Raw genomic sequence first — 20135 nt, 5'->3', positions numbered from 1 at the left:
TTCCTCTCCAGAAGGCCGCCCGCCAACCTACGGATCAGAAACCTCATGGCGACCGACATCCTCATGCCCGCGCTGTCTCCGACGATGGAGGAAGGCAAGCTCGCCAAGTGGCTCAAGAAGGAGGGCGACCCGGTCAAATCCGGCGATGTCCTCGCCGAGATCGAGACCGACAAGGCGACGATGGAGGTCGAGGCCATCGACGAGGGCATCCTCGCCAAGATCCTCATCGAGGAAGGCACAGAGGGCGTGAAGGTCAACACGCCGATCGCCATCATCGCCGGTGAGGGCGAGGACGTGGCCGCGGCGGCGGCGGGTGGCGGTTCGAAGCCGGACGCCGCGGCCCCGGCGCAATCGGCCCCGACCCCGACGATGCAGGCCGAGGGCCAGGCCTCGGCACCGGCCGCCACGGCGAAGTCCGGCGACGACAAGGCGAACGCGCCGGCGGCTCCGGCCGTCATCACCAACAAGTCGCCCGCGCCGGTGATGGACGAGTTCCCGCCCGGCACCGAGATGGTGACCATGACCGTGCGCGAGTCGCTCCGCGACGCCATGGCCGAGGAGATGCGCCGCGAGGATTCCGTCTTCGTGATGGGCGAGGAAGTCGCCGAGTACCAGGGTGCCTATAAGGTGACCCAGGGCTTGCTGCAGGAATTCGGTGCCCGCCGCGTGGTCGACACGCCGATCACCGAGCACGGCTTTGCGGGCATCGCGGCCGGCGCGGCCTTCACCGGCCTGCGCCCCATCGTCGAATTCATGACCTTCAATTTCGCCATGCAGGCGATCGACCATATCATCAATTCGGCGGCCAAGACCCTCTACATGTCCGGCGGCCAGCTCGGCTGTCCCATTGTGTTCCGCGGCCCCAACGGTGCCGCCGCGCGCGTCGGCGCCCAGCACAGCCACGATTACTCAGCTTGGTATTCCAATGTGCCGGGCCTCAAGGTGATCGCCCCCTACACCGCCTCCGACGCCAAAGGCCTACTCAAGGCCGCGATCCGCGACCCGAACCCGGTGATCTTCCTCGAGAACGAGATCCTCTACGGCCAGAGCTTCCCGGTGCCGAAGCTCGACGATTTCGTGCTCCCCATCGGCAAGGCGCGCATCCACCGCACCGGCAAGGACGTGACGATCGTCTCGTTCTCCATCGGCATGACCTACGCGCTGAAGGCGGCGCAGGCCTTGGCCGACGAGGGCATCGAGGCGGAGGTCATCGACCTGCGCACGATCCGCCCGATGGATACCGACACGATCGTAGAATCGGTGAAGAAGACCGGCCGCTGCGTCACGGTGGAAGAGGGTTTTCCGCAATCGGGAATCGGCGCCGAGATCATCGCCCGCCTGATGGCCGATGCCTTCGACTTCCTCGACGCTCCCGTCCTGCGGGTCACCGGCAAGGACGTGCCGATGCCCTACGCCGCCAATCTCGAGAAGCTTGCCTTGCCGAACGTCGCCGAGGTGATCCAGGCGGTGAAGGCCGTCTGCTATCGGTGAGCCTGTGATGATCGCGGACTGACCATCGTCCTAACCAAAGCCTCATCCTGAGGTGCCCGCATACGAGGGCTCCGAAGGAGGGCTCAAGTATCAGCAGTTCGAACTGGAGGGCTCCTTCGAGGCCTCCGCTCCGGCGCCTTAGGATGAGGTCTCGGGTCGGAGTACGGGCTCGGAGGAGTTGAGCACCATGACCGACAAGTTCCAGGAACTCTCCGCTCCCCCTGACGCCCTGCACAATGGCGGCATCGAGGTCGTGCGCGCCAGCGTAGTGGACGGCGCTGTGAGCGTGGCCCTGCGCCGCTCCTTCGACGATCCCTATACCTGGGGCCGTCTTCTCATCGATCTCGCCCGTCAGGCAGCGCGGGTCTACGCGCTCGAGACCGAGATGTCGGAGGAAGAGGCGTTCGAGCGCATCCGCGCCGGCCTCGATTCCGAGAGCTTCGACCCCGACTTGCCGCCCGGCGGCACACTTAACTGACTGCCCCGCCCACGCCCATCCGCTGACGATCAGGATTCACACCGATGCCCATCAACGTCCTGATGCCCGCCCTGTCGCCGACGATGGAGAAGGGCAACCTCGCCAAATGGCTGAAGAAGGAGGGTGACGCGGTCAAATCCGGCGACGTCCTGGCCGAGATCGAGACCGACAAGGCGACGATGGAGGTCGAGGCCATCGACGAGGGCATCCTCGCCAAGATCGTCGTGGCAGAGGGCACCGCCGACGTGCCGGTGAACGATCTCATCGCCATCATCGCCTCCGAGGGTGAAGACCCGAAGACCGTCGGGGCTTCGGGCGATGGCGGCGCAAAAGCGGAGGCTCCCAAGGCAGACGCTCCGAAGAGCGACACGCCCGCACTGAACACCACTCCCGGCGACGGCCATAAGTCTTACGCGCGAGTCGACGCGGCGCCGGACGGAGCCAAGCCGGACGGAGCCAAGCCGGACGGCGCTCCCGCGCCCCAGGCCGGGCAGGGCGGTCGCATCGTCGCCTCGCCGCTGGCGCGCCGCATCGCCAAGCTCGAAGGCATCGACCTGTCGGCCGTCTCGGGCTCCGGCCCGCATGGCCGCGTGATCGAGCGCGCCGACCGCGCCGCCATCGCCAGCGGTTCGGCCAAGGCCGGCGCACCGAAGGCAACCGACCCCGCCGCAGCGCCGGCGCCCGCTCCGGCGCCCGCTGCGCCAGCGCCCGCACCAAAGGCCGCCGCACAGGGGCTCACCACCGATCAGGTGCGCGGCTTCTACCAGAAGGGCACGTTCGAGGAGGTTCCCCTCGACGGCATGCGTAAGACCATCGCCAAGCGCCTCACCGAGGCGATGCAGGTGGCCCCCCACTTCTACCTCACCGTCGATTGCGAGCTCGACGCGCTGATGGCCCTGCGCGAGCAGCTCAACAAGAGCGCGGGCACCACCAAGGACGGCAAGCCGCTGTTCAAGCTCTCGGTGAACGACTTCGTCATCAAGGCCATGGGCCTCGCGCTGATGCGGGTGCCCGCCGCCAACGCCGTCTGGGCCGAGGACCGGATCCTGCGCTTCAACAATGCCGAGGTCGGCGTGGCTGTCGCCATCGACGGCGGGTTGTTCACGCCCGTGATCCGCAAGGCCGACCAGAAGACGCTGTCCACCATCTCCAACGAGATGAAGGATTTCGCCGGCCGGGCGAGGGCCAAGAAGCTCAAGCCGGAGGAGTACCAGGGCGGCGTCACATCGGTGTCGAACCTCGGCATGTTCGGCATCAAGCACTTCACGGCAGTGATCAACCCGCCGCAATCCTCGATCCTGGCGGTGGGTGCCGGCGAGAAGCGCGTGGTGGTAAAGGACGGCGCCCCGGCGGTGGTCCAGGTGATGACCGCCACCCTCTCCTGCGACCACCGCGTCCTCGACGGAGCGCTCGGCGCCGAACTGATCTCGGCCTTCAAGAGCCTGATCGAGAACCCGATGGGGATGCTGGTGTGACCGGAATCCACTGACCCGTCCCCAGCCCGGCAATCACCCACCCCCGGCCCCTCCCTACAAGGGGGAGGGGAGTAGGAGCGCGCCATGTCCAACACCTACGACATCCTCGTCATCGGCGCCGGCCCCGGGGGCTACGTGGCCGCGATCCGGGCGGCGCAACTCGGGTTCAAGACCGCGGTGGTGGACCGCGAGCATCTCGGCGGCATCTGCCTGAACTGGGGCTGCATCCCGACGAAGGCACTGCTGCGCTCGGCCGAGATCTACCACTACATGCAGCACGCCTCCGATTACGGCCTGTCGGCCGAAAAGGTCGGGTTCGACACCTCGGCAATCGTCAAGCGCTCGCGCGGCGTCTCGACCCGGCTCAATGGCGGCGTCGGCATGCTGCTCAAGAAGAACAAGGTCGACGTGATCTGGGGAGAGGCCACCATCGAGGCCGCGGCCAAGGGCAACGAGCCCGGCAAGGTCACGGTGAAGGAGACGAGCCGCGGGCCCGCGCCGAAGGGTGCGCTCGCCGCCGGTTCCTATTCGGCCAAGCACATCATCGTTGCCACGGGCGCCCGCCCCCGCGCGATCCCCGGCATCGAACCGGACAAGAGGCAGATCTGGACCTATTACGAAGCCATGGTGCCTGAGACGATGCCGAAGTCGCTCCTCGTCATGGGCTCGGGCGCCATCGGCATCGAGTTCGCCTCGTTCTATCGCACCATGGGGACGGAGGTGACGGTGATCGAGTTGCTGCCGCAGATCCTGCCAGTGGAAGATGCCGAGATCGCCGGCCTCGCCCGCAAGCGCTTCGAGAAGCAGGGTATCAAGATCCTCACCGGCGCCAAGGTGACGAAGGTTGAGAAATCGGCCGATTCCGTCACCGCCACCATCGAGACCACAGATGGCGAGAGCCAGCAACTGACGGCGGAAAAGCTGATCTCGGCGGTGGGCGTCGTCGGCAACATCGAGAATCTCGGCCTGGAGAGGCTCGGCATCGGCATCGAGCGCGGCATCGTCGTCACCGACGGCCTCGGTCGCACCAACGTGCCGGGCGTCTACGCCATCGGCGACGTCGCCGGACCGCCGATGCTGGCCCACAAGGCGGAGCACGAGGGCGTGCTCTGCGTGGAGACGATCAAGGGGCTTCACACCCACGCCATGGACAAGGCCAAGATCCCCGGATGCACCTATTGCCAGCCGCAGATCGCCTCTGTGGGCCTCACCGAGGCCAAGGCCAAGGAGCAGGGCTTCTCGGTCAAGGTCGGCCGCTTCCCCTTTGCCGGCAACGGCAAAGCCATCGCGCTCGGCGAGCCGGACGGCCTGGTGAAGACGGTGTTCGACGCCAAGACCGGCCAGCTACTCGGCGCGCACATGGTGGGTGCGGAAGTCACAGAGCTGATCCAGGGCTACGTCGTCGCCATGAATCTCGAGACCACTGAGGAAGACCTGATGCACACGGTCTTCCCGCACCCCACTCTCAGCGAGATGATGCACGAGAGCGTGCTCGATGCCTACGGAAAGGTGATCCACAGCTGAGTCTCGCCCTATCCACAGGCTTGTATGAGTCGCGGTAAGGTCTCGTTAACCGTCGTCGCATGTTCTATCTTCGTTCTCATCGCGAGTCGGAGACGAGCCATGCTGAAGACGTTGCACAGGAACTGGGACGAGGCCGATGTCGTGCCGGGCCATTCCTGCCCGGTCGAGGAGATAGACCAGGCCTATCTCGGCACAACGCAAGGCAATGCCGACCTCGCCCTGCGCTGTGCCATCGCCGATGCCATGTCGGATTTGCTCCAAGCGGAGCACCGCGTCTGCGAGAAGAGCCGCCTGATCTCACGGGGCTATGTCCGCTCCGGCGTGGCGGTCTGAAGCGGGCTTTAAGCAGAACGCATCGGTTGAAGCGCGCCCCCGCTGGTGCATGGTACCGTGCATCACAATGAGGACGATCATGCGCCGCTGTCTCACCGTCCTTCTTTCGGGCCTTGCCGTCGCGGCGTCGGCGACGGCATCCCTGGCCGACCTACGCGTCTCGGTCGACAAGGACAGGCAGCGCATGAGCGTCGCCGTCGACGGCGAGATCCGGCACGTTTGGCCGGTCTCGACGGGGCTGTCGCGCTACGACACGCCGAACGGCACTTACAAAGCTTTCCGGATGGAGAAGACGCATTTCTCCCGCGAATGGGACAATGCACCGATGCCGCACGCGATCTTCTTCACACCTGCCGGCCACGCCATCCACGCCACCAACCAGACCCGTCATCTCGGCCGCCTGGCCTCCCATGGCTGCGTTCGCCTCTCTCCGCGCAACGCCGCGACCCTATTCGCTCTGGTCCGGCAACAGGGCCTCGGGCGCACACGCATCGACGTGGAGGGCAGCACGGCCGCCACCGTCTCTGGCCTCCATCGCTCACAGCCGGTCCGCGCGGCGCGGAGCGGCGACCGCAATGCCCGCTTCGCCGCCCAGACAGCGCGGGACAAAGCGTGGGAGCAGGAGAACTACTACGGGGCGCCGGTCAGGCAGATGTCTCGTAACCCGTTCGAAGCGGGGTATGGCTATGCGCCGGTGGTAGTCTACGACGGTGACTATTGATGGCTGGAGTAGTCGATCGCTGTCCGATCTCGTCTTGCATGGATCGACGAAGTTCATACGTTCGGTCTTCGCAAGATCGGCTCGGCAACCAGCGCGTCGCCGTTGCGCAAGAGGTACATTCAGCGGGGATGCTCGAACGCTTCGGTACAAGCTGTGACCTGAAGGCCAGCGGCGGATTTTGGCTTGGCGCCCTACTCTCAGCGGGTAACGTTCGCATATTGAACGTTGGCCTTGAGGTCGGATTAGAATCTGAAAGAGTGAAGATCGCGCCGATTCTCGCCGAAGCCCCGAGATTTGCCTTCTCAAAATATACAGTAAGCCCTGGAGAAGGGGGTCCCCGCCGAGGAGCACGGGGCCAGGACAGCGAGGATTTGAACCTGCGACGCTCTCGACGGAAGCCCGCTCAAGACAAATGCCGACGTGGAATTTAGCTCCGGTGAGAAAAAGATCAGGCAGAAGCCGTCCCGCGCCTCGCTATGTTTCGGCCAGCAGTGCCGTCGAGCACGGCCGCGCCATCAGTGAGAGGCAGCCGCGTACGCGGTAGCCGCTCACCCCGAGGCACGGGCGCAAGAGCGAGGTTGCCAAAATCCTCGTGGAACTGGTCGATAATGTCGCCGGATGTCTCGATGCAACGGCCGATATAGTCCGATAGCGGTGGTGGCGCCGTGAACCCTTCAGACAGAAGACGCGTGTTATCGAAGGTCACGTTGAGTTCGCAGAACCGGTAATAAGCCTGTAGCGCCCTGAACATGGCGACCTTGATCGCTTCGTCCATCCCAAATACCGCAGTGTAGCGTGCCAACAGAGCCGCCCGGTCGCTAGCATCGAACTCGTCGTAATGGCGCGGAATGTCATCCGGATCGACGATGTCGAGGGTACGGCCAAGGTCGCTCCAACGGGTACGACTTTTGAGACCGGCGGAGAGATGATAGGTCTGGTGAGCGAGATCGGGCCTCGCCAACATCTCCACCAGGGTTTTCGCTACCCAGTCGATGGGAACGATGTCGACAGTCCCGTCCCGGTCGCCAGCCACGAGGCGCAGGCGGTCGCAGGCGCGGATAACCCATAGAATGCTGGAGCCTGGCCGCGCGCCCAGCGTCGAGTGCCCGAGCACGATGGAAGGGCGGGCCACCACTAGAGGCATGTCCGCGAACCCGGCCATGAGCGATGTTTCGGCAGCGGCTTTCGAGGCGCTGTAATGCACGAGATGAGCGGCCTCGGGATCGGGATATCGAGTCTCGTCCAAGATGGCGGGCGGTCCGCTGCCGCAAATCATCGCCGTGCTGACATGAAGGAAGCGGTCCAGCCGCTTCATCCTCATCGCGCGACGGGCGAGAGACAAGGTACCGCCATGGTTGGTCCGGTGGACCTTCTCATGCGCCCACCACGACGTGTCGGCGGCCAGATGCAGCAGTTGCGTCACTGAATCGAGGCGCGGATCGGCCATCTGGTCGGCCTGGGTAAAATCTCCAACCACAATTTCCACGCGCTGGGCGAGGCGCTGCGCGTTCAACGTGCTCGTGAAGCGCGACAGCCGCGCCGCGATACGCTGGCGGCCGGCTTCTTCATCGGAGGCTCGCACCAAACAGACCCATTCCGACACTGGTCTCGACGTCAAAGCATGGTGAAGGACGGCACCGCCAATCAGTCCCGTCGCTCCAGTCAGAAGAATTCGGCTCACGGCACACGCTCCTCAAGCGCCGATTCCGACAAGAAGACCGGCGAGCAGAAAGAGATTTAAGCAACTCCTAACAGCACCATGGCAATAATATAAAAAATTATAAGTAAAAACTTATGTTATTATAGTAAAGATTTATAGTTAATTTTTGCTTTTCTGCATCTTGCGCCTTGCCGCTTTATAATTTCGGCTGAAATCGAGATACACCACTCAAGGTAGGCTATCAGCCCTATGACCGGCAGATAGCCTCGCGAGGCTTCTCACAACAGCGCCATCCCGGCGAATGAAGGTTCGACCGACATTGAACATGATGGCTTGATCCCGCCGCGGAGATGTCACAGGTCGAGAAAGCGGCAGGGCCCGAGGCTTTTCCCTGTCACTGAATGGAGCGACAGCGATGGATAGTGAAGTCTACGGCGCGCTGGGTCAGCCTGGCATGGGATTGTTCATGGCGATCGTCATCGGTGCCCTGGCGGGCTGGCTCGCTGAGCAATTCACATCGGCGAATATGGGCCTCATCGCCAATATCGTGATGGGCATCCTCGGCGGTCTGCTGGGCAATTACCTTGCCTCCAAGCTCCACATTCCGATTTACGGGTTCTGGCGCAATCTTCTCTCGGCCACGGTCGGCGCAGTGATCATCATCACCATTTACCGAGCCATCCGCGGACGTGGAATGAGCTACTGACCTCGGCGCCTGACAGGTTCGACGTATCGTTTCCCGATCGTTTGCGATGCGAGACCCGAGCCATTAAGTCTCAGTTTCAGCGTCGGCCTGTCGCCGGCGCATTGCCTGCGGTATGCCATGGCCGTCGTCCTCGATCTCCTGCGAAACGACCAGCGACCCCGGCACCCGGAAAAGGCGCATCGCCCCGACAATCCGATCCAGCGCAAGCCCGATTGGATTCGCGTAAAGGCACCTGGCTCGCCCGGATGGAATGCGACCCGTTCAATTGTGAAGGAGCACGGCCTCGTCACAGTTTGCGAGGAGGCCGGTTGCCCCAATATTGGCGAGTGCTGGGAGAAGAAACACGCCACCTTCATGATCATGGGCGATACCTGCACCAGGGCCTGCGCCTTCTGCAACGTCCGCACCGGAATGCCCAATGATCTCGATGGAGATGAGCCGGCCAAGATCGCCGATTCGGTAGCTAAGCTCGGCCTAAACCACGTGGTGATCACTTCAGTGGACCGGGACGATCTCGCCGATGGCGGGGCTATGCACTTTTCCCGAACCATCCGAGCCATCCGCGAGCGCAGCCCGATCACAACGATCGAGGTGCTCACCCCGGATTTTCTGCGCAAGGATGGTGCCCTGGAAATCGTTGTCGAGGCCAGGCCCGACGTGTTCAACCACAACATGGAGACGGTGCCAGGCAATTACCTTACCGTCCGCCCAGGAGCGCGCTATTTCCATTCGGTGCGCCTGCTGCAGCGAGTCAAGGAACTCGAGCCAACCATCTTTACCAAGTCGGGCATCATGGTCGGCCTCGGAGAGGAGCGGAACGAGATCGTTCAACTCATGGACGATCTGCGCTCGGCGGATGTGGACTTCTTGACCATCGGGCAGTACCTGCAGCCGACGAAGAAGCACCATGAGGTGAAGCGCTTCGTGCCGCCGGACGAGTTCAAGACGTTGGAGACGACGGCCTATTCCAAGGGTTTTCTTCTCGTTTCGGCGACGCCCCTGACCCGCTCCTCGCATCATGCAGGCGAGGATTTTTCACGATTGAAGGCAGCCCGGCTTGCTCGCCTGATGCCTGCCAACGCCTGAGGGCCGATGCCTTCCTTCCGTATCAACCGCGCGGTGCGCCACACGCCGCAGCAGATGTACGACCTCGTAGCCGATGTGGAGCGCTATCCCGAATTCCTTCCGCTCTGTGAGTCCCTGCGTGTTCTGCGCCGCCAACCCGGCGCTGACAGCACGGAAATCCTCGTCGCTGAGATGGGTGTGGGCTACAAGGCGATCCGCGAGCGCTTCACGACGCGCGTCACTCTCGACCCAAAGAACCTACGAATCGTCGCTGAATACATCGACGGGCCCTTCCGGCATCTAGAGAACCGCTGGGGCTTCAAGGACAGTGCGGCCGGCGGCTGCGACGTCGATTTCTTCATCACCTATGAGTTCAAGAGCCGCACCCTCGGCCTCCTCATGGGCACGATGTTCGATCGCGCCTTCCGCAAGTTCACTGACGCGTTCGAGGGCCGAGCGGACCTAGTCTACGGGGCTTCATAAGAGTTGAAGCGTTGGAGGAGGCCTTTCCGGATGCACAAGCGATGCCTTGAAGACGATGTTCTTGGTGGCAGACAATCAACGATCTTCACAGACGCATCAGTTCAGGCTCCGTGAACGTGTGATTGTCGTAATTCCCAGACAGGCCAAGCATCCGCTTATCAGTCGCCACACCATCTATTTGGATCAGCACCCCCGATTTGGAATCAAGCCTGGACGTCGCCTCGTCGAGGATCAGGATTCTCGTATTCGCTACTAGCGCCCGCGTAGGATCTACACGCTGGCGCTCACCGCCGGAGAGCTTCACGTCGGGCTCGCCCATCAGCATGAAGTTATCTCTTGGCAACCGCGCGTTGGTGCCATGCTGATGATGGTTTTGCGCAGGGCAAGTAGCAGATCGAGTTGGCAGCGCCGCTCCAGGTCACCGCATCCAGGTGCGTCGCGTGCGCTTCACCCCCTTACTGAGAATGCTGGCGAGGGGCGTATCCTCCCGAGGCCTCGGCGCCGAAGAACGTCACTGCTGCCTCGCTGCCGATTGGCTCGCTGAGTTTCGTGTTCCTGCCGTTGGACAAGTGCGCCGCTGGCGCGATCACGTGTGTCGCGAGCATGATGCTGCTGGCGAAATAGCGGCTCACCCGGCGGGTAGCAGGGAAGGAAAATGCATACTCTATGCAACCTTTCCATACGCTCGAGGACACCCGGATGGCGCGACTGGCAGAACAGCGAATGATTTGCAAACCGCCCATGGGAAAAACCATGTCGGGTCTCACCGCTCGATCGATCATGTCGATGACCCTCGATTGATCTGCGGCTCCTTGGCGTGGCTAGACTGATACTGGCGCGAGGCCGCGATTCGATGGATTTCCACAGCGTCGTCCCTTCGCTTACCCCGGCATTACAGAGGCGAAGGTCAAATGAATTGGTCTCTATCGCATCGACTCACTGGATTTACAGCTCCGCTACTCGGCCTAATAATGGTGGGACCAGGATTTGCCCTGGACCGGACGATCACGCGCGCGCAGGTCGAGGCGAGGCTTCCTGTACTCGAAGAACTGGCACAACGGGCTATCGACACAGGTGAGGTACCCGGTCTAGCGATTGCCGTCGTCCTTGGCGATGAGACGATCTTCCTGAAGGGTTTCGGGCACCGAGAGGTCGGAAAGCCGGACATCGTCGATGCCGATACGGTCTTCCAAGTCGCGTCTCTGTCAAAGGCCGTCACCTCGACCGTCGTGGCGACCCTCGTGAGCGAAGGTCTGGTCGACTGGGATTCGCGCATTCGTGATCTCGATCCCGCCTTCCAGCTTCTCGACGCTTATCCGACCTCACAGGTCACCGTACGGGATTTTCTCAATCATCGGAGCGGTCTGCCGGGCAGTGCCGGGAACGACCTCGAAGATATCGGGTACGGTCGCGACGAGATCCTTCACAGGCTGCGCTTGGTTCCACCGTCCTCGAGCTTTCGCGCCGGCTACTCCTACAGCAATTTCGGTTTCACGGAGGGCGCCATCGCGGCCGCCAAACCGACCGGCAGACACTGGAACGTCGTGGCCCGCGACAAGCTCTTCGGCCCGCTGGGGATGACGTCCACGAGCACGACACACGACGATTTCCTGGCACGTGGCAATCGCGCGGCGCTGCATGTCAGGGCCGATGGCGCATGGGCTGCCAGGATCGATCGAAATGCCGATCCGCAGGCACCGGCCGGTGGCGTCAGTTCGAATGTCGGTGACCTTGCCAAGTGGGTGAGGCTCGAAATCGGCAATGGGATGTTCGAGGGACAACAACTCGTGTCTGCGACGGCTCTCGCTCAGACGCATGTGCCGCTCACCGCACGCGGCAACAACCCCGTCTCAGGGGGCGCTTCCTTCTACGGACTCGGCTGGAACGTCGAGTACGGCCGCCACGGCCTCGTCTGGGGACACGCCGGCGCTTTCAGCGTCGGCGCACAGACACTGGTCTGGATTCATCCGAAAGCCAAGCTCGGCATTGTCCTCCTCACGAACGCGTTCCCGACAGGCGTACCGGAAGGGCTTGCCGATAGCTTCGCCGACCTCGTCTTCGACGGGTCGATCGGAAAGGAATGGTTGAAGGAATGGGGCGTGGCCTACAGGGACATGTTCGCGGTCGGCATCGCTGCGAACAAAGCCGCCCATGGAAAGATTCCAATCCATGCGACTGCTCCCCTCACGCTTGCAGCTTATACTGGACGATACGCCAATGCCTATGTCGGTCAGGCCGTCGTGAACGAGGCGAAGGGTACCCTTTCCCTGTCGGTCGGACCCGGCGGAGCTCGGACTTACCCCTTGAGTCACTTCGATCGCGATCTGTTTCTGTACTTTCCCGATGCTGAAACGCCCGACAATCCAGCGGCTATTCGCTTCACTATCGACAGTAATGGTAAGGCCAGTCAGATGATAGTGGAATCATTAAACAGCAATGGTCTGGGCACTCTCGAGCGAGCGGAGGAATAGGCGCAGAATCGAAATTATGTTTCCCAAATACGTCTTGATTGCCGCGGCACAGGAAAAACCTGGCCGAATGGATCAATTTCCCGCCGCGGGCATCACGAAGCGCTCGAGCAGGCCGAGCGCCTCCTTCACGGCGAGGCGGCGGATTTCGGCCCGATCGAGATCACCGTAGCGTCTCTCGATATGCCGAGTCGCGGTGTTGCGGCGCGCGAGTCCGAAATGGACGAGGCCCACCGGCTTCGTCTGGCTACCGCCGCCAGGCCCGGCAATACCAGTGATGGAGACGGCGATATCAGCGTGCGAATGGGCCAACGCACCCTCCGCCATGGCGCGAGCCACCGACTTGCTCACCGCACCATGGGTCTCGATGACATCGGCGGACACGCCGAGCATCTCTACCTTGGCTTCGTTGGAGTAGGTGACGAAACCACGCTCGACCACGGACGACGAACCCGGGATAGCGGTTAGAAGACCGGCGACGAGGCCGCCTGTGCAGGACTCGGCACTCGCCAACCGAAGTCCAGCGGTGGCATAAGCCGCAACCAGCGTTTCTGCACGGGCAAGGAGCACAGGGTCGTCGATCAAACCGCGTCGAGCCCATCGGCCTCGGGCAGGCGGATCGTCGCCGCAGCTTGGGCGGCAAGCCCTTCGGCGCGACCGACGAAACCCAGCTTCTCGGTCGTCGTCGCTTTGATCGAGACCGAGTTCAGCGGCACGCCGCAGATCTCCGCGATACGGAGGCGGATAGCCTCGCGATGGGCGCCGATGCGCGGAGCTTCCGCGAGAACGGTGATGTCGAGATGATCGATCTTACCGCCTCGCTCGCGGACCAGCTTCACTGCATGGGCCAGGAAACGATCGGACGACGCACCACGCCATTGCTCGTCGCTGGGCGGGAAATGCGTGCCGATATCGCCGTCGGCGATCGCGCCGAGGAGGGCATCGGTGAGAGCGTGAAGCGCCACGTCCCCGTCGGAATGGGCCAGGACCCCGCGATCGGCGGGGATCTTCACCCCACCAAGCCAGACATGATCGCCCTCCGTGAAGGCGTGAACGTCGAAGCCGGTCCCAAGGCGGGTCACGTAGCTCGTCATGGAAACGGTCTCTGGTTCGAAGAGTCGGGCATCGCCGCCGGAAAAGCGCGATCAGCGTCGATCAGGTCTGAGGGCTGGGTGATCTTGCGATTGCGCGGGTCGCCCTCGAAAACCACGACGTCGAGCCCGGCCCATTCGGCAAGCGCCCCATCGTCGGTGAAGCCGTGGAGTTCGGCCTCCGCGGCCCCGCGGTGGGCGGCGAGAAGCGATGCGAAGGCGAAGGCCTGCGGGGTCTGGACCGCGCGCAGTGATTCGCGAGCGGGCGTCTCACGCACGCGGGCGATGCCGGGTCCGACCTCTTCCACCAACTTGATCGTATCGGTGACTGCGATGCCGGGTACGGCCGCGCCGTATTGTCTTCCTGCCGCGAGCGCCCTGTCGATCAGTGCGTCGTCCACGTGCGGACGCGCAGCGTCGTGGACCAGGACGAGGCTAGGCGGGCTTCTTCTAAAAGCGGCGTTCGTCGAAGCCTCTTTCGCCAAGGCCTCGAGGCCGGCCCTGACGGATTGCTGGCGCGTGACACCACCCTCGACTGGCGTGGCCAGCTTGTCCCTGAGAGCGGGGTCGAGTTCGGTGAGGCAGGCGTGGTAGAATGACGCTGCATCTGCCGCGATCACCGGTTGGATCACCGCCAGATCGGGGTGGCCCGCCAGCGCGGCAAGGGTACGTGTGAGGACTGCGCGTCCACCAACGCTGCGATATTGCTTCGGAACGTCACCGCCGATGCGGATTCCGCGGCCGGCCGCAACGACTACCGCTGCGTTCCACGCAGTGCCGGACATTGAAGATCGCTCCCGCGCATTCCTAGGGTGGCACGCATTCGTAGGTGGGGTTCCGTTTAAGCGGGGCATAGCGTGAAATCAAATCCCGCAAAGCGCTTGCGTCGCTCCTGCGATTGTCTATTTGTTGGGCAGAATGAAAGCTGATGATTATTTGAGCGTTCTGCGCTCGGAAAAGGGTCCGGTAGCGATCCGAAACGGGACGTGTGGCGCCGCTTCGGTGCCCGTCCTGCTCGCGCCCCTGTCGGGTGTCACCGATCTCTACATGCGTCGCATTGCCCGGCGCCTGGGTGCGAGCGCCGTCATCTCAGAAATGGTGGCGGCAGCCGAATTCGCCCGCGGCGCAGAAGAGGCACGCCTCCGAGCCGAGGGAGGCGGAATCGATCCCCACGTGGTCCAGCTCGCGGGCTGCTCCCCCCAATCGATGGCGGAGGCCGCAAGGCTCGCGGAGGCCAACGGCGCCGACATCATCGACATCAACATGGGTTGCCCCGCCAAGACCGTCACCGGCGGCGAAGCAGGGTCCGCGCTCATGCGCGATATCGAAGGGGCTACCCGCATCCTCGCCGCCGTCCGCGGGGCAGTGACGATTCCTGTCACCGTGAAGATGCGGCTTGGCTGGGACGATGCAAGCCTCAATGCCGCCGACTTGGCCAAACGCGCCGAGAGCCTCGGCCTCGCGGCGGTGACGGTACATGGCCGCACCCGCCAGCAATTCTACAAGGGCCAAGCCGACTGGGCCGCCATTCGCGCGGTAGTGGAAGCGATCTCGATTCCGGTCATCGCCAACGGTGACATCACCGACCTTTCCAATGCGGGAGCCTGCCTCGCTGCATCGGGTGCCGCAGGTCTGATGATTGGCCGGGCGGCGGTCGGGCGTCCCTGGCTCGTGGGCGAGATCGCCGCCGGGCTGGCGGGCCTCCCCATTCCCTCACTCAGCGCCGAGCAGAAGGCCGCTCTGGCACTGGAGCATTACGAGGGATTGATCGCGCTCTATGGTCCCGCCATGGGCGTGCGGCACGCGCGCAAGCACTTGGCCGCCTACGTCGATGGGTCGGGCGCCCTTGCACCGGAAGACAGGATGCGTCTCCTCACCACCACAGATCCATCGATCGCCGCCAGCCTTCTCCTGAGGGCGCTGCGGATGCCGTGCACATCGTCCATCACCGAGGAGGCAGCGTGAGCGTGGACAAGGAATACGGCACCCGAACTCGCGCATTGCCCACGAGTGAGGCAGTGATCAATGCCCTGCCGTTGCCGGTGCTGACCATCGGCGCGGACGACCGCATCCTCCACGTGAACCACGCGGCTGAAACCTTCTTCGACCACTCTGCCCGGTTGATGCAGCGCCGGCAATTGCGTGACATCATCCCGTTCTCGTCGCCGATCAGCGCACTCGTGTCCGAAGTCCGCCGTCGCAAGGCAAGCGTCAGCGAGTACGGTGTGGAACTCGTCCAGCCGCGCTCCGGCCTGGAGCGCAACGTCGACGTGTTCGCGACGCCGCTGGGTGACGAGGAGGACGCCGTCGTGATGATGCTCCAAGAGCGGACCATCGCGGACAAGATGAACCGCCAGCTCACACATCGTGGCGCGGCCCGCTCGATGGTCGCCCTCGGGGCCATGCTGGCCCACGAGATCAAGAACCCGCTCGCCGGCATTCGTGGGGCAGCGCAGCTACTCGAACAATCGGGCACGGAGGACGACCGCCTCCTGACCCGGCTGATCTGCGACGAATCCGACAGGATCGTCCGCATCGTCGAGCGGATGGAGCTGTTCGGAGACGAGCGGCCGGTGGAGCGGGGTCCGGTCAATGTCCACGGCGTGCTCGATCAGGTGAAACGCTCCGCCCAGTCCGGCTTCGCCCGGCACATCCGTTTCGTCGAGACCTACGACCCGTCGCTGCCGCCGGTACTGGGCAATCGCGACCAGTTGATCCAAGTCATCCTCAATCTCGTGAAAAACGCCGCAGAGGCAATCGGCGCCGATGCGGTGGACGGCGAGATCATCCTCTCTACCGCCTTCCGCACAGGCCTGAAGATGCAGGTTCCCGGCTCGCGGGAGCGCGTCAGTCTGCCCATCGAAGTCGCGGTGCGGGATAACGGACCTGGCGTAACGGCCGAGCTTCTACCCGACCTGTTCGACCCCTTCGTGACCACCAAAGCCCAGGGTTCCGGCCTCGGACTTGCATTGGCTGCCAAGATCATCGGCGATCACGGCGGTATCGTCGAATGCGATCCTGTGCCCCGCCGTACTACCTTCCGCCTCCTCCTTCCTATGTCGAGCGCCCGCGACGGGCGCGAATCGGTCGTGGAGCTTTAGAGTCGCGTCATGCCCAACGGCCACATCATCGTCGCGGACGACGACGCTGCGATCCGCACCGTCCTCAACCAAGCCCTGTCGAGGGCGGGATACGAGGTCCGCTCTACCGGCAACTGCGCCACACTTTGGCGCTGGGTCGCGCAAGGGGAGGGCGACCTCGTCATAACCGACGTAATGATGCCGGACGAGAACGTCTTCGATCTGCTGCCGCGCATCAAGCGCGTGCGGCCAGAACTACCGATCATCGTGATGAGCGCGCAAAACACGTTCATGACCGCGATCCGCGCCTCGGAGCGTGGTGCCTACGAGTATTTGCCGAAGCCCTTTGACCTGAAGGAGTTGATCGCCATCGTCGGCCGCGCCCTCTCGCGGCCTCGCGGAACACCGGCACCCGGTGCCGATCCCGGCAACGAAGATATTCCGCTGGTCGGCCGTTCGCCTGCCATGCAGGAGATTTATCGGGCGCTCGCCCGCTTGATGCCCACCGACCTCACGGTGATGATCACCGGTGAATCCGGCACCGGAAAGGAGCTTGTGGCCCGCGCGCTGCACGATTACGGCCGTCGACGTTCGGGACCGTTCGTACCGGTGAACATGGCGGCGATCCCGCGCGACCTGATCGAATCCGAGCTGTTCGGCCATGAGAAGGGCGCCTTCACCGGGGCGCTCTCCCGCTCGGCCGGCCGGTTCGAGCAGGCCGAGGGTGGCACGCTGTTCCTCGACGAGATCGGCGACATGCCGATGGAAGCGCAGACGCGCCTTCTGCGCGTGCTCCAGCAGGGCGAGTACACTACCGTCGGCGGTCGCGTACCGATCAAAACCAATGTCCGCATCATCGCGGCCACCAACAAGGACCTTCGCGTCTCGATCCAGCAGGGTATCTTCCGCGAGGACCTGTTCTTCCGGCTCAACGTCGTGCCGCTGCGCCTGCCGGCCCTGCGCGAGCGTTCGGAGGACGTGCCGGATCTGATCCGCCACTTCTTCATCCTGGTGGAGAAGGAGGGTCTGAGCCGCAAGCAGCTCGACGGCGAAGCAATGGACCGCCTGAAGCGCTACCGCTGGCCCGGCAACGTCCGCGAACTGGAAAATCTTGTCCGCCGCCTGGCGGCTCTCTACCCGCAGGAGACGATCACCGGCCCGGTGATCGAGGCCGAGCTCGATACGCTGCCCCTGGCGCAGCCGCAGGGCAATGGGTCCGGTACGCGCAAGGCCGGCGCGGCGGACAACGAAACGCTATCGGCGGCGGTGGAGCGACATCTGGCCGAGTATTTCGGTGGTTATCGCGACACGCTGCCTCCACCCGGCCTCTACCACCGCATCCTGCGCGAGATCGAAGGTCCGCTGATCGGCGCGGCCTTGGCCGCCACCCGCGGCAACCAGATTCGCGCGGCGGAGCTTTTGGGAGTCAACAGGAACACCCTGCGTAAGAAGGTGCGGGACCTCGACCTACAGGTGTTCCGCAACGCCCGGTGATTCCATTGCAGTTTCGCCCCCTGGGCGGCTGTTCCATGTCAGTGAAGACCCGAACATCCGGGTCTTCGAGCCGGAGCCGGTTCGGATCGTGCTGGATCGCAACCCGGTCGAAGCCCTGCTGAACGGGCCACCGGTCACCGGTCCGAGCGATCTATATCGAGCGGCGCCGGCTGCACCTCTTCCATCTTGCTGCTGGCGCATTGTAGTCTCGACGAACGCAGGAATTTCGTCGGTAGACTAGGTCCTATGCTTCGGGACAGCGACAGTCGTGCCGATACTTGTGGAAGAATTTTGGCAGTATCCGATCCAGACCAGCTTAATCTATCGCAGCCACCGGCAGCCAGAGCTCTTCAGGTCGTTCAACGATATCGGCTTCTGAGGGTCGCGAAAACGCCGTTCTATCGGAACTGCGGGCAGCCATACGACGGAGAGAATGAGGCTTTGCTACTCCCACGACTAACGTCACTTGTACCGACCGAGCCTACGACCCGCTAGCGAGCGGAATATTTCTAAGCAATGCGCAAGATTGCCTCGTGCCGGATTGCGGTTCCCCGACGCCGATGCACGTCTCGCATGAAACGCGACACGCGGACAGATTGCTCCGTCCGCGCGCCTCGCTTTCAATACAACCGACCGCTCAAGCCATGGCGGGTTTGGCCGTCATCGCCCGCTCGTCACCAAGACCGAGCCAAGTCCGGCGCATCGGCTTGAGCACGAAATAAGCGAGGATCGCGGTCAGTACGTCGAGGGTGATGATGATCGCGAAGACCGGGAGCCAGGAGCCCTGGACGAGATAGATCCAGGCCGCGATCGGGCCGCCGAAGAGCGAACCGATGCCCTGCGCCATGTACAGGAAGCCGTAATTGGTGGTGGCGTGCTTGGTACCGAACGTGTCGGTGAGGATCGAGGGGAAAAGCGAGAAGATCTCGCCCCAGGCGAAGAAGACCACACCCGAGAGCAGGGCGAAGGCATAAGGATTTTCGCGGAAGACGAGCAGCAGCGCGATGGCCGCCGCCTCGGCGGCGAAGGCGATGCCCATCGTGTTCTCGCGGCCGATCTTGTCCGAGACCCAGCCGAAGAAGGGCCGGGTGAGGCCGTTGGTGATCCGGTCGAAGGTGAGCGCGAAGGGCAGGGCCACGAAACCGAAGATGATTGCGTCGGCCACACCGAAGTCGCGGGCGAAGGAGGCGAAGTTCGCCACTACCATGAGGCCGCCGGTGGACATCATCGTCATCATGGCGAACATCAGCCAGAACAGCGGCGTCTTCAGCATCTCCTTCGGGGCCGTGTCGTGGACGCATGTCGAGAGGTTGCGGGCGGGGACCGGCAGGACCTCGTCGGCGCGCGGCGCCCGCAGACCCAGGGCGGCCAGGGCTCCGATGGCACCGAGCACGATTCCGAACACGGTCAGGGTGTGGCGGTAGCCGGAAGCCGTTAGCATGTCGCTGATCGGGAACGTGCTGAGCATTGCGCCCATGCCGTAGCCGGCGGCGACGACGCCCACCGCGAAGCCGCGGCGATCAGGAAACCATTTTACCATCAGGCCGACGATGCCGACATAGACGATGCCGGTGCCCAGACCACAGAACAGGCCGTAGGTCGCATAGACACCCCAGAGCGTATCGACACGCGCTGCGAGCACCCAGCCGAGTCCCGACAGAATGGCGCCGACGGCGATCATCAGCTTCGGACTGAAACGTTCGATCAGGTAGCCCTGAACCGGCGAGAAGAAGGTCTGCAACACGATCAGGATCGTGAAGGTCCATTGCAGCTGCGGCAGGGTGGAACCCGTCGTCGCGATGAGAGGCTTTGTGAACAGGGTCCAGACGTATTGGGGACTGGAGATCGCCATCATGGCGACAAGACCGAGGGCGAGTTGGACCCAGCGGTGACGGGAAACGGTCGTATCCATTATGCACTCCATGCTGCATGCACGGAGACGCAAAGTGTATACCACGTAGTGCCTAGGTGTGGAGCATCAACAGGTTGTCCTCGGAGAGGCGGAGTCGGCTGATGGGTGTTTGTCGGTTGATGCCCATGTGAGGGCGCTGCCAGTTGTAGCGGAA

The 20135-nt window shown here is 63.4% G+C and carries 17 protein-coding genes and 2 pseudogenes; 13 read left to right on the top strand and 6 right to left on the bottom strand.

Annotated features, from left to right (window positions below):
• Window positions 1–45: 45 nt before the first annotated feature.
• The 6 genes from ACFQ4G_RS19250 to ACFQ4G_RS19225 all read left to right on the top strand — a co-directional run bounded on the left by ACFQ4G_RS19250 (window position 46) and on the right by ACFQ4G_RS19225 (window position 6022).
• The gene (locus ACFQ4G_RS19250; RefSeq protein ID WP_238205063.1) at window positions 46–1491 is read left to right on the top strand and encodes a pyruvate dehydrogenase complex E1 component subunit beta; all 1446 of its coding nucleotides are present in this window, start codon (window positions 46–48) and stop codon (window positions 1489–1491) included.
• 187 nt (window positions 1492–1678) lie between these two features.
• Window positions 1679–1969 carry a DUF5076 domain-containing protein gene (locus ACFQ4G_RS19245; protein ID WP_238205065.1) on the top strand — a complete coding sequence of 97 codons (291 nt, stop codon included), beginning with the start codon at window positions 1679–1681 and terminating at the stop codon, window positions 1967–1969.
• A 44-nt stretch (window positions 1970–2013) separates the two neighbouring features.
• On the top strand, window positions 2014–3444 hold the full coding sequence (locus tag ACFQ4G_RS19240) for a pyruvate dehydrogenase complex dihydrolipoamide acetyltransferase (protein ID WP_379040865.1): 1431 nt from the start codon (window positions 2014–2016) through the stop codon (window positions 3442–3444).
• An 84-nt stretch (window positions 3445–3528) separates the two neighbouring features.
• Window positions 3529–4968: a dihydrolipoyl dehydrogenase gene (gene lpdA, locus ACFQ4G_RS19235; RefSeq protein WP_238205069.1), complete on the top strand. Its 1440-nt coding sequence runs from the start codon at window positions 3529–3531 to the stop codon at window positions 4966–4968.
• Between the two features lie 99 nt (window positions 4969–5067).
• Window positions 5068–5301 (top strand): hypothetical protein, encoded by a 234-nt coding sequence (locus ACFQ4G_RS19230; RefSeq protein WP_238205071.1) that lies wholly within the window; start codon window positions 5068–5070, stop codon window positions 5299–5301.
• Between the two features lie 79 nt (window positions 5302–5380).
• A complete protein-coding gene (locus ACFQ4G_RS19225) occupies window positions 5381–6022 on the top strand; it encodes a L,D-transpeptidase (protein WP_238205073.1) in 642 nt (213 codons plus the stop codon).
• Between the two features lie 448 nt (window positions 6023–6470).
• Here ACFQ4G_RS19225 and ACFQ4G_RS19220 read toward each other — a convergent pair whose 3' ends face one another.
• Window positions 6471–7703 carry an SDR family oxidoreductase gene (locus ACFQ4G_RS19220; RefSeq protein WP_238205076.1) on the bottom strand — a complete coding sequence of 411 codons (1233 nt, stop codon included), beginning with the start codon at window positions 7701–7703 and terminating at the stop codon, window positions 6471–6473.
• Window positions 7704–8097: 394 nt separating this feature from the next.
• Between ACFQ4G_RS19220 and ACFQ4G_RS19215 the strand changes: the two genes are divergently transcribed.
• The 3 genes from ACFQ4G_RS19215 to ACFQ4G_RS19205 all read left to right on the top strand — a co-directional run bounded on the left by ACFQ4G_RS19215 (window position 8098) and on the right by ACFQ4G_RS19205 (window position 9936).
• The gene (locus tag ACFQ4G_RS19215) at window positions 8098–8388 is read left to right on the top strand and encodes a GlsB/YeaQ/YmgE family stress response membrane protein (protein WP_238205077.1); all 291 of its coding nucleotides are present in this window, start codon (window positions 8098–8100) and stop codon (window positions 8386–8388) included.
• Window positions 8389–8505: 117 nt separating this feature from the next.
• On the top strand, window positions 8506–9474 hold the full coding sequence (gene lipA / locus ACFQ4G_RS19210; RefSeq protein ID WP_238205078.1) for a lipoyl synthase: 969 nt from the start codon (window positions 8506–8508) through the stop codon (window positions 9472–9474).
• A gap of 6 nt (window positions 9475–9480) precedes the next feature.
• Window positions 9481–9936 carry a type II toxin-antitoxin system RatA family toxin gene (locus ACFQ4G_RS19205; protein ID WP_238205079.1) on the top strand — a complete coding sequence of 152 codons (456 nt, stop codon included), beginning with the start codon at window positions 9481–9483 and terminating at the stop codon, window positions 9934–9936.
• Window positions 9937–10021: 85 nt separating this feature from the next.
• Here the strand turns inward: ACFQ4G_RS19205 and ACFQ4G_RS19200 are convergent, their stop codons facing one another.
• A complete protein-coding gene (locus tag ACFQ4G_RS19200; RefSeq protein ID WP_379040861.1) occupies window positions 10022–10261 on the bottom strand; it encodes an ATP-binding cassette domain-containing protein in 240 nt (79 codons plus the stop codon).
• A gap of 646 nt (window positions 10262–10907) precedes the next feature.
• Here ACFQ4G_RS19200 and ACFQ4G_RS19195 point away from each other — a divergent pair.
• On the top strand, window positions 10908–12407 hold the full coding sequence (locus ACFQ4G_RS19195) for a serine hydrolase (RefSeq protein WP_238205081.1): 1500 nt from the start codon (window positions 10908–10910) through the stop codon (window positions 12405–12407).
• Window positions 12408–12479: 72 nt separating this feature from the next.
• Here ACFQ4G_RS19195 and ACFQ4G_RS19190 read toward each other — a convergent pair whose 3' ends face one another.
• Window positions 12480–12989 (bottom strand): CinA family protein, encoded by a 510-nt coding sequence (locus ACFQ4G_RS19190; RefSeq protein WP_238205083.1) that lies wholly within the window; start codon window positions 12987–12989, stop codon window positions 12480–12482.
• Window positions 12986–14280: pseudogene (locus ACFQ4G_RS19185) on the bottom strand (bifunctional 2-C-methyl-D-erythritol 4-phosphate cytidylyltransferase/2-C-methyl-D-erythritol 2,4-cyclodiphosphate synthase). The gene ACFQ4G_RS19190 and the pseudogene ACFQ4G_RS19185 overlap by 4 nt, the downstream one beginning before the upstream one ends.
• 133 nt (window positions 14281–14413) lie before the next feature.
• On the opposite strand from ACFQ4G_RS19185, the gene dusB reads away from it, so the two are divergent.
• Genes dusB through ntrC form a run of 3 tightly spaced genes read left to right on the top strand, consistent with a single transcriptional unit; the run spans window position 14414 to window position 18069 of the window.
• Window positions 14414–15460 (top strand): tRNA dihydrouridine synthase DusB, encoded by a 1047-nt coding sequence (dusB, locus tag ACFQ4G_RS19180; protein ID WP_238205085.1) that lies wholly within the window; start codon window positions 14414–14416, stop codon window positions 15458–15460.
• Window positions 15457–16596, top strand: coding sequence for a two-component system sensor histidine kinase NtrB (locus ACFQ4G_RS19175; RefSeq protein ID WP_238205087.1), 1140 nt, complete (start codon window positions 15457–15459; stop codon window positions 16594–16596). The genes dusB and ACFQ4G_RS19175 overlap by 4 nt, the downstream gene beginning before the upstream one ends.
• Window positions 16597–16605: 9 nt before the next feature.
• Complete coding sequence (gene ntrC, locus ACFQ4G_RS19170; protein WP_238205088.1) at window positions 16606–18069, top strand: nitrogen regulation protein NR(I); 1464 nt, start codon at window positions 16606–16608, stop codon at window positions 18067–18069.
• Window positions 18070–18706: 637 nt separating this feature from the next.
• On the opposite strand, the gene oxlT is transcribed toward ntrC, so the two are convergent.
• The gene (gene oxlT, locus ACFQ4G_RS19165; protein ID WP_238205090.1) at window positions 18707–19981 is read right to left on the bottom strand and encodes an oxalate/formate MFS antiporter; all 1275 of its coding nucleotides are present in this window, start codon (window positions 19979–19981) and stop codon (window positions 18707–18709) included.
• Window positions 19982–20033: 52 nt separating this feature from the next.
• Window positions 20034–20135 (bottom strand): annotated as a pseudogene (locus ACFQ4G_RS19160) (IS481 family transposase); the annotation flags it as partial.

It is taken from the genome of Methylobacterium marchantiae (assembly GCF_042679825.1).
Taxonomy (GTDB): domain Bacteria; phylum Pseudomonadota; class Alphaproteobacteria; order Rhizobiales; family Beijerinckiaceae; genus Methylobacterium; species Methylobacterium marchantiae.
Note: the sequence above shows the minus strand (reverse complement) of the source record. Positions and strands in the feature narration are given on the sequence as shown.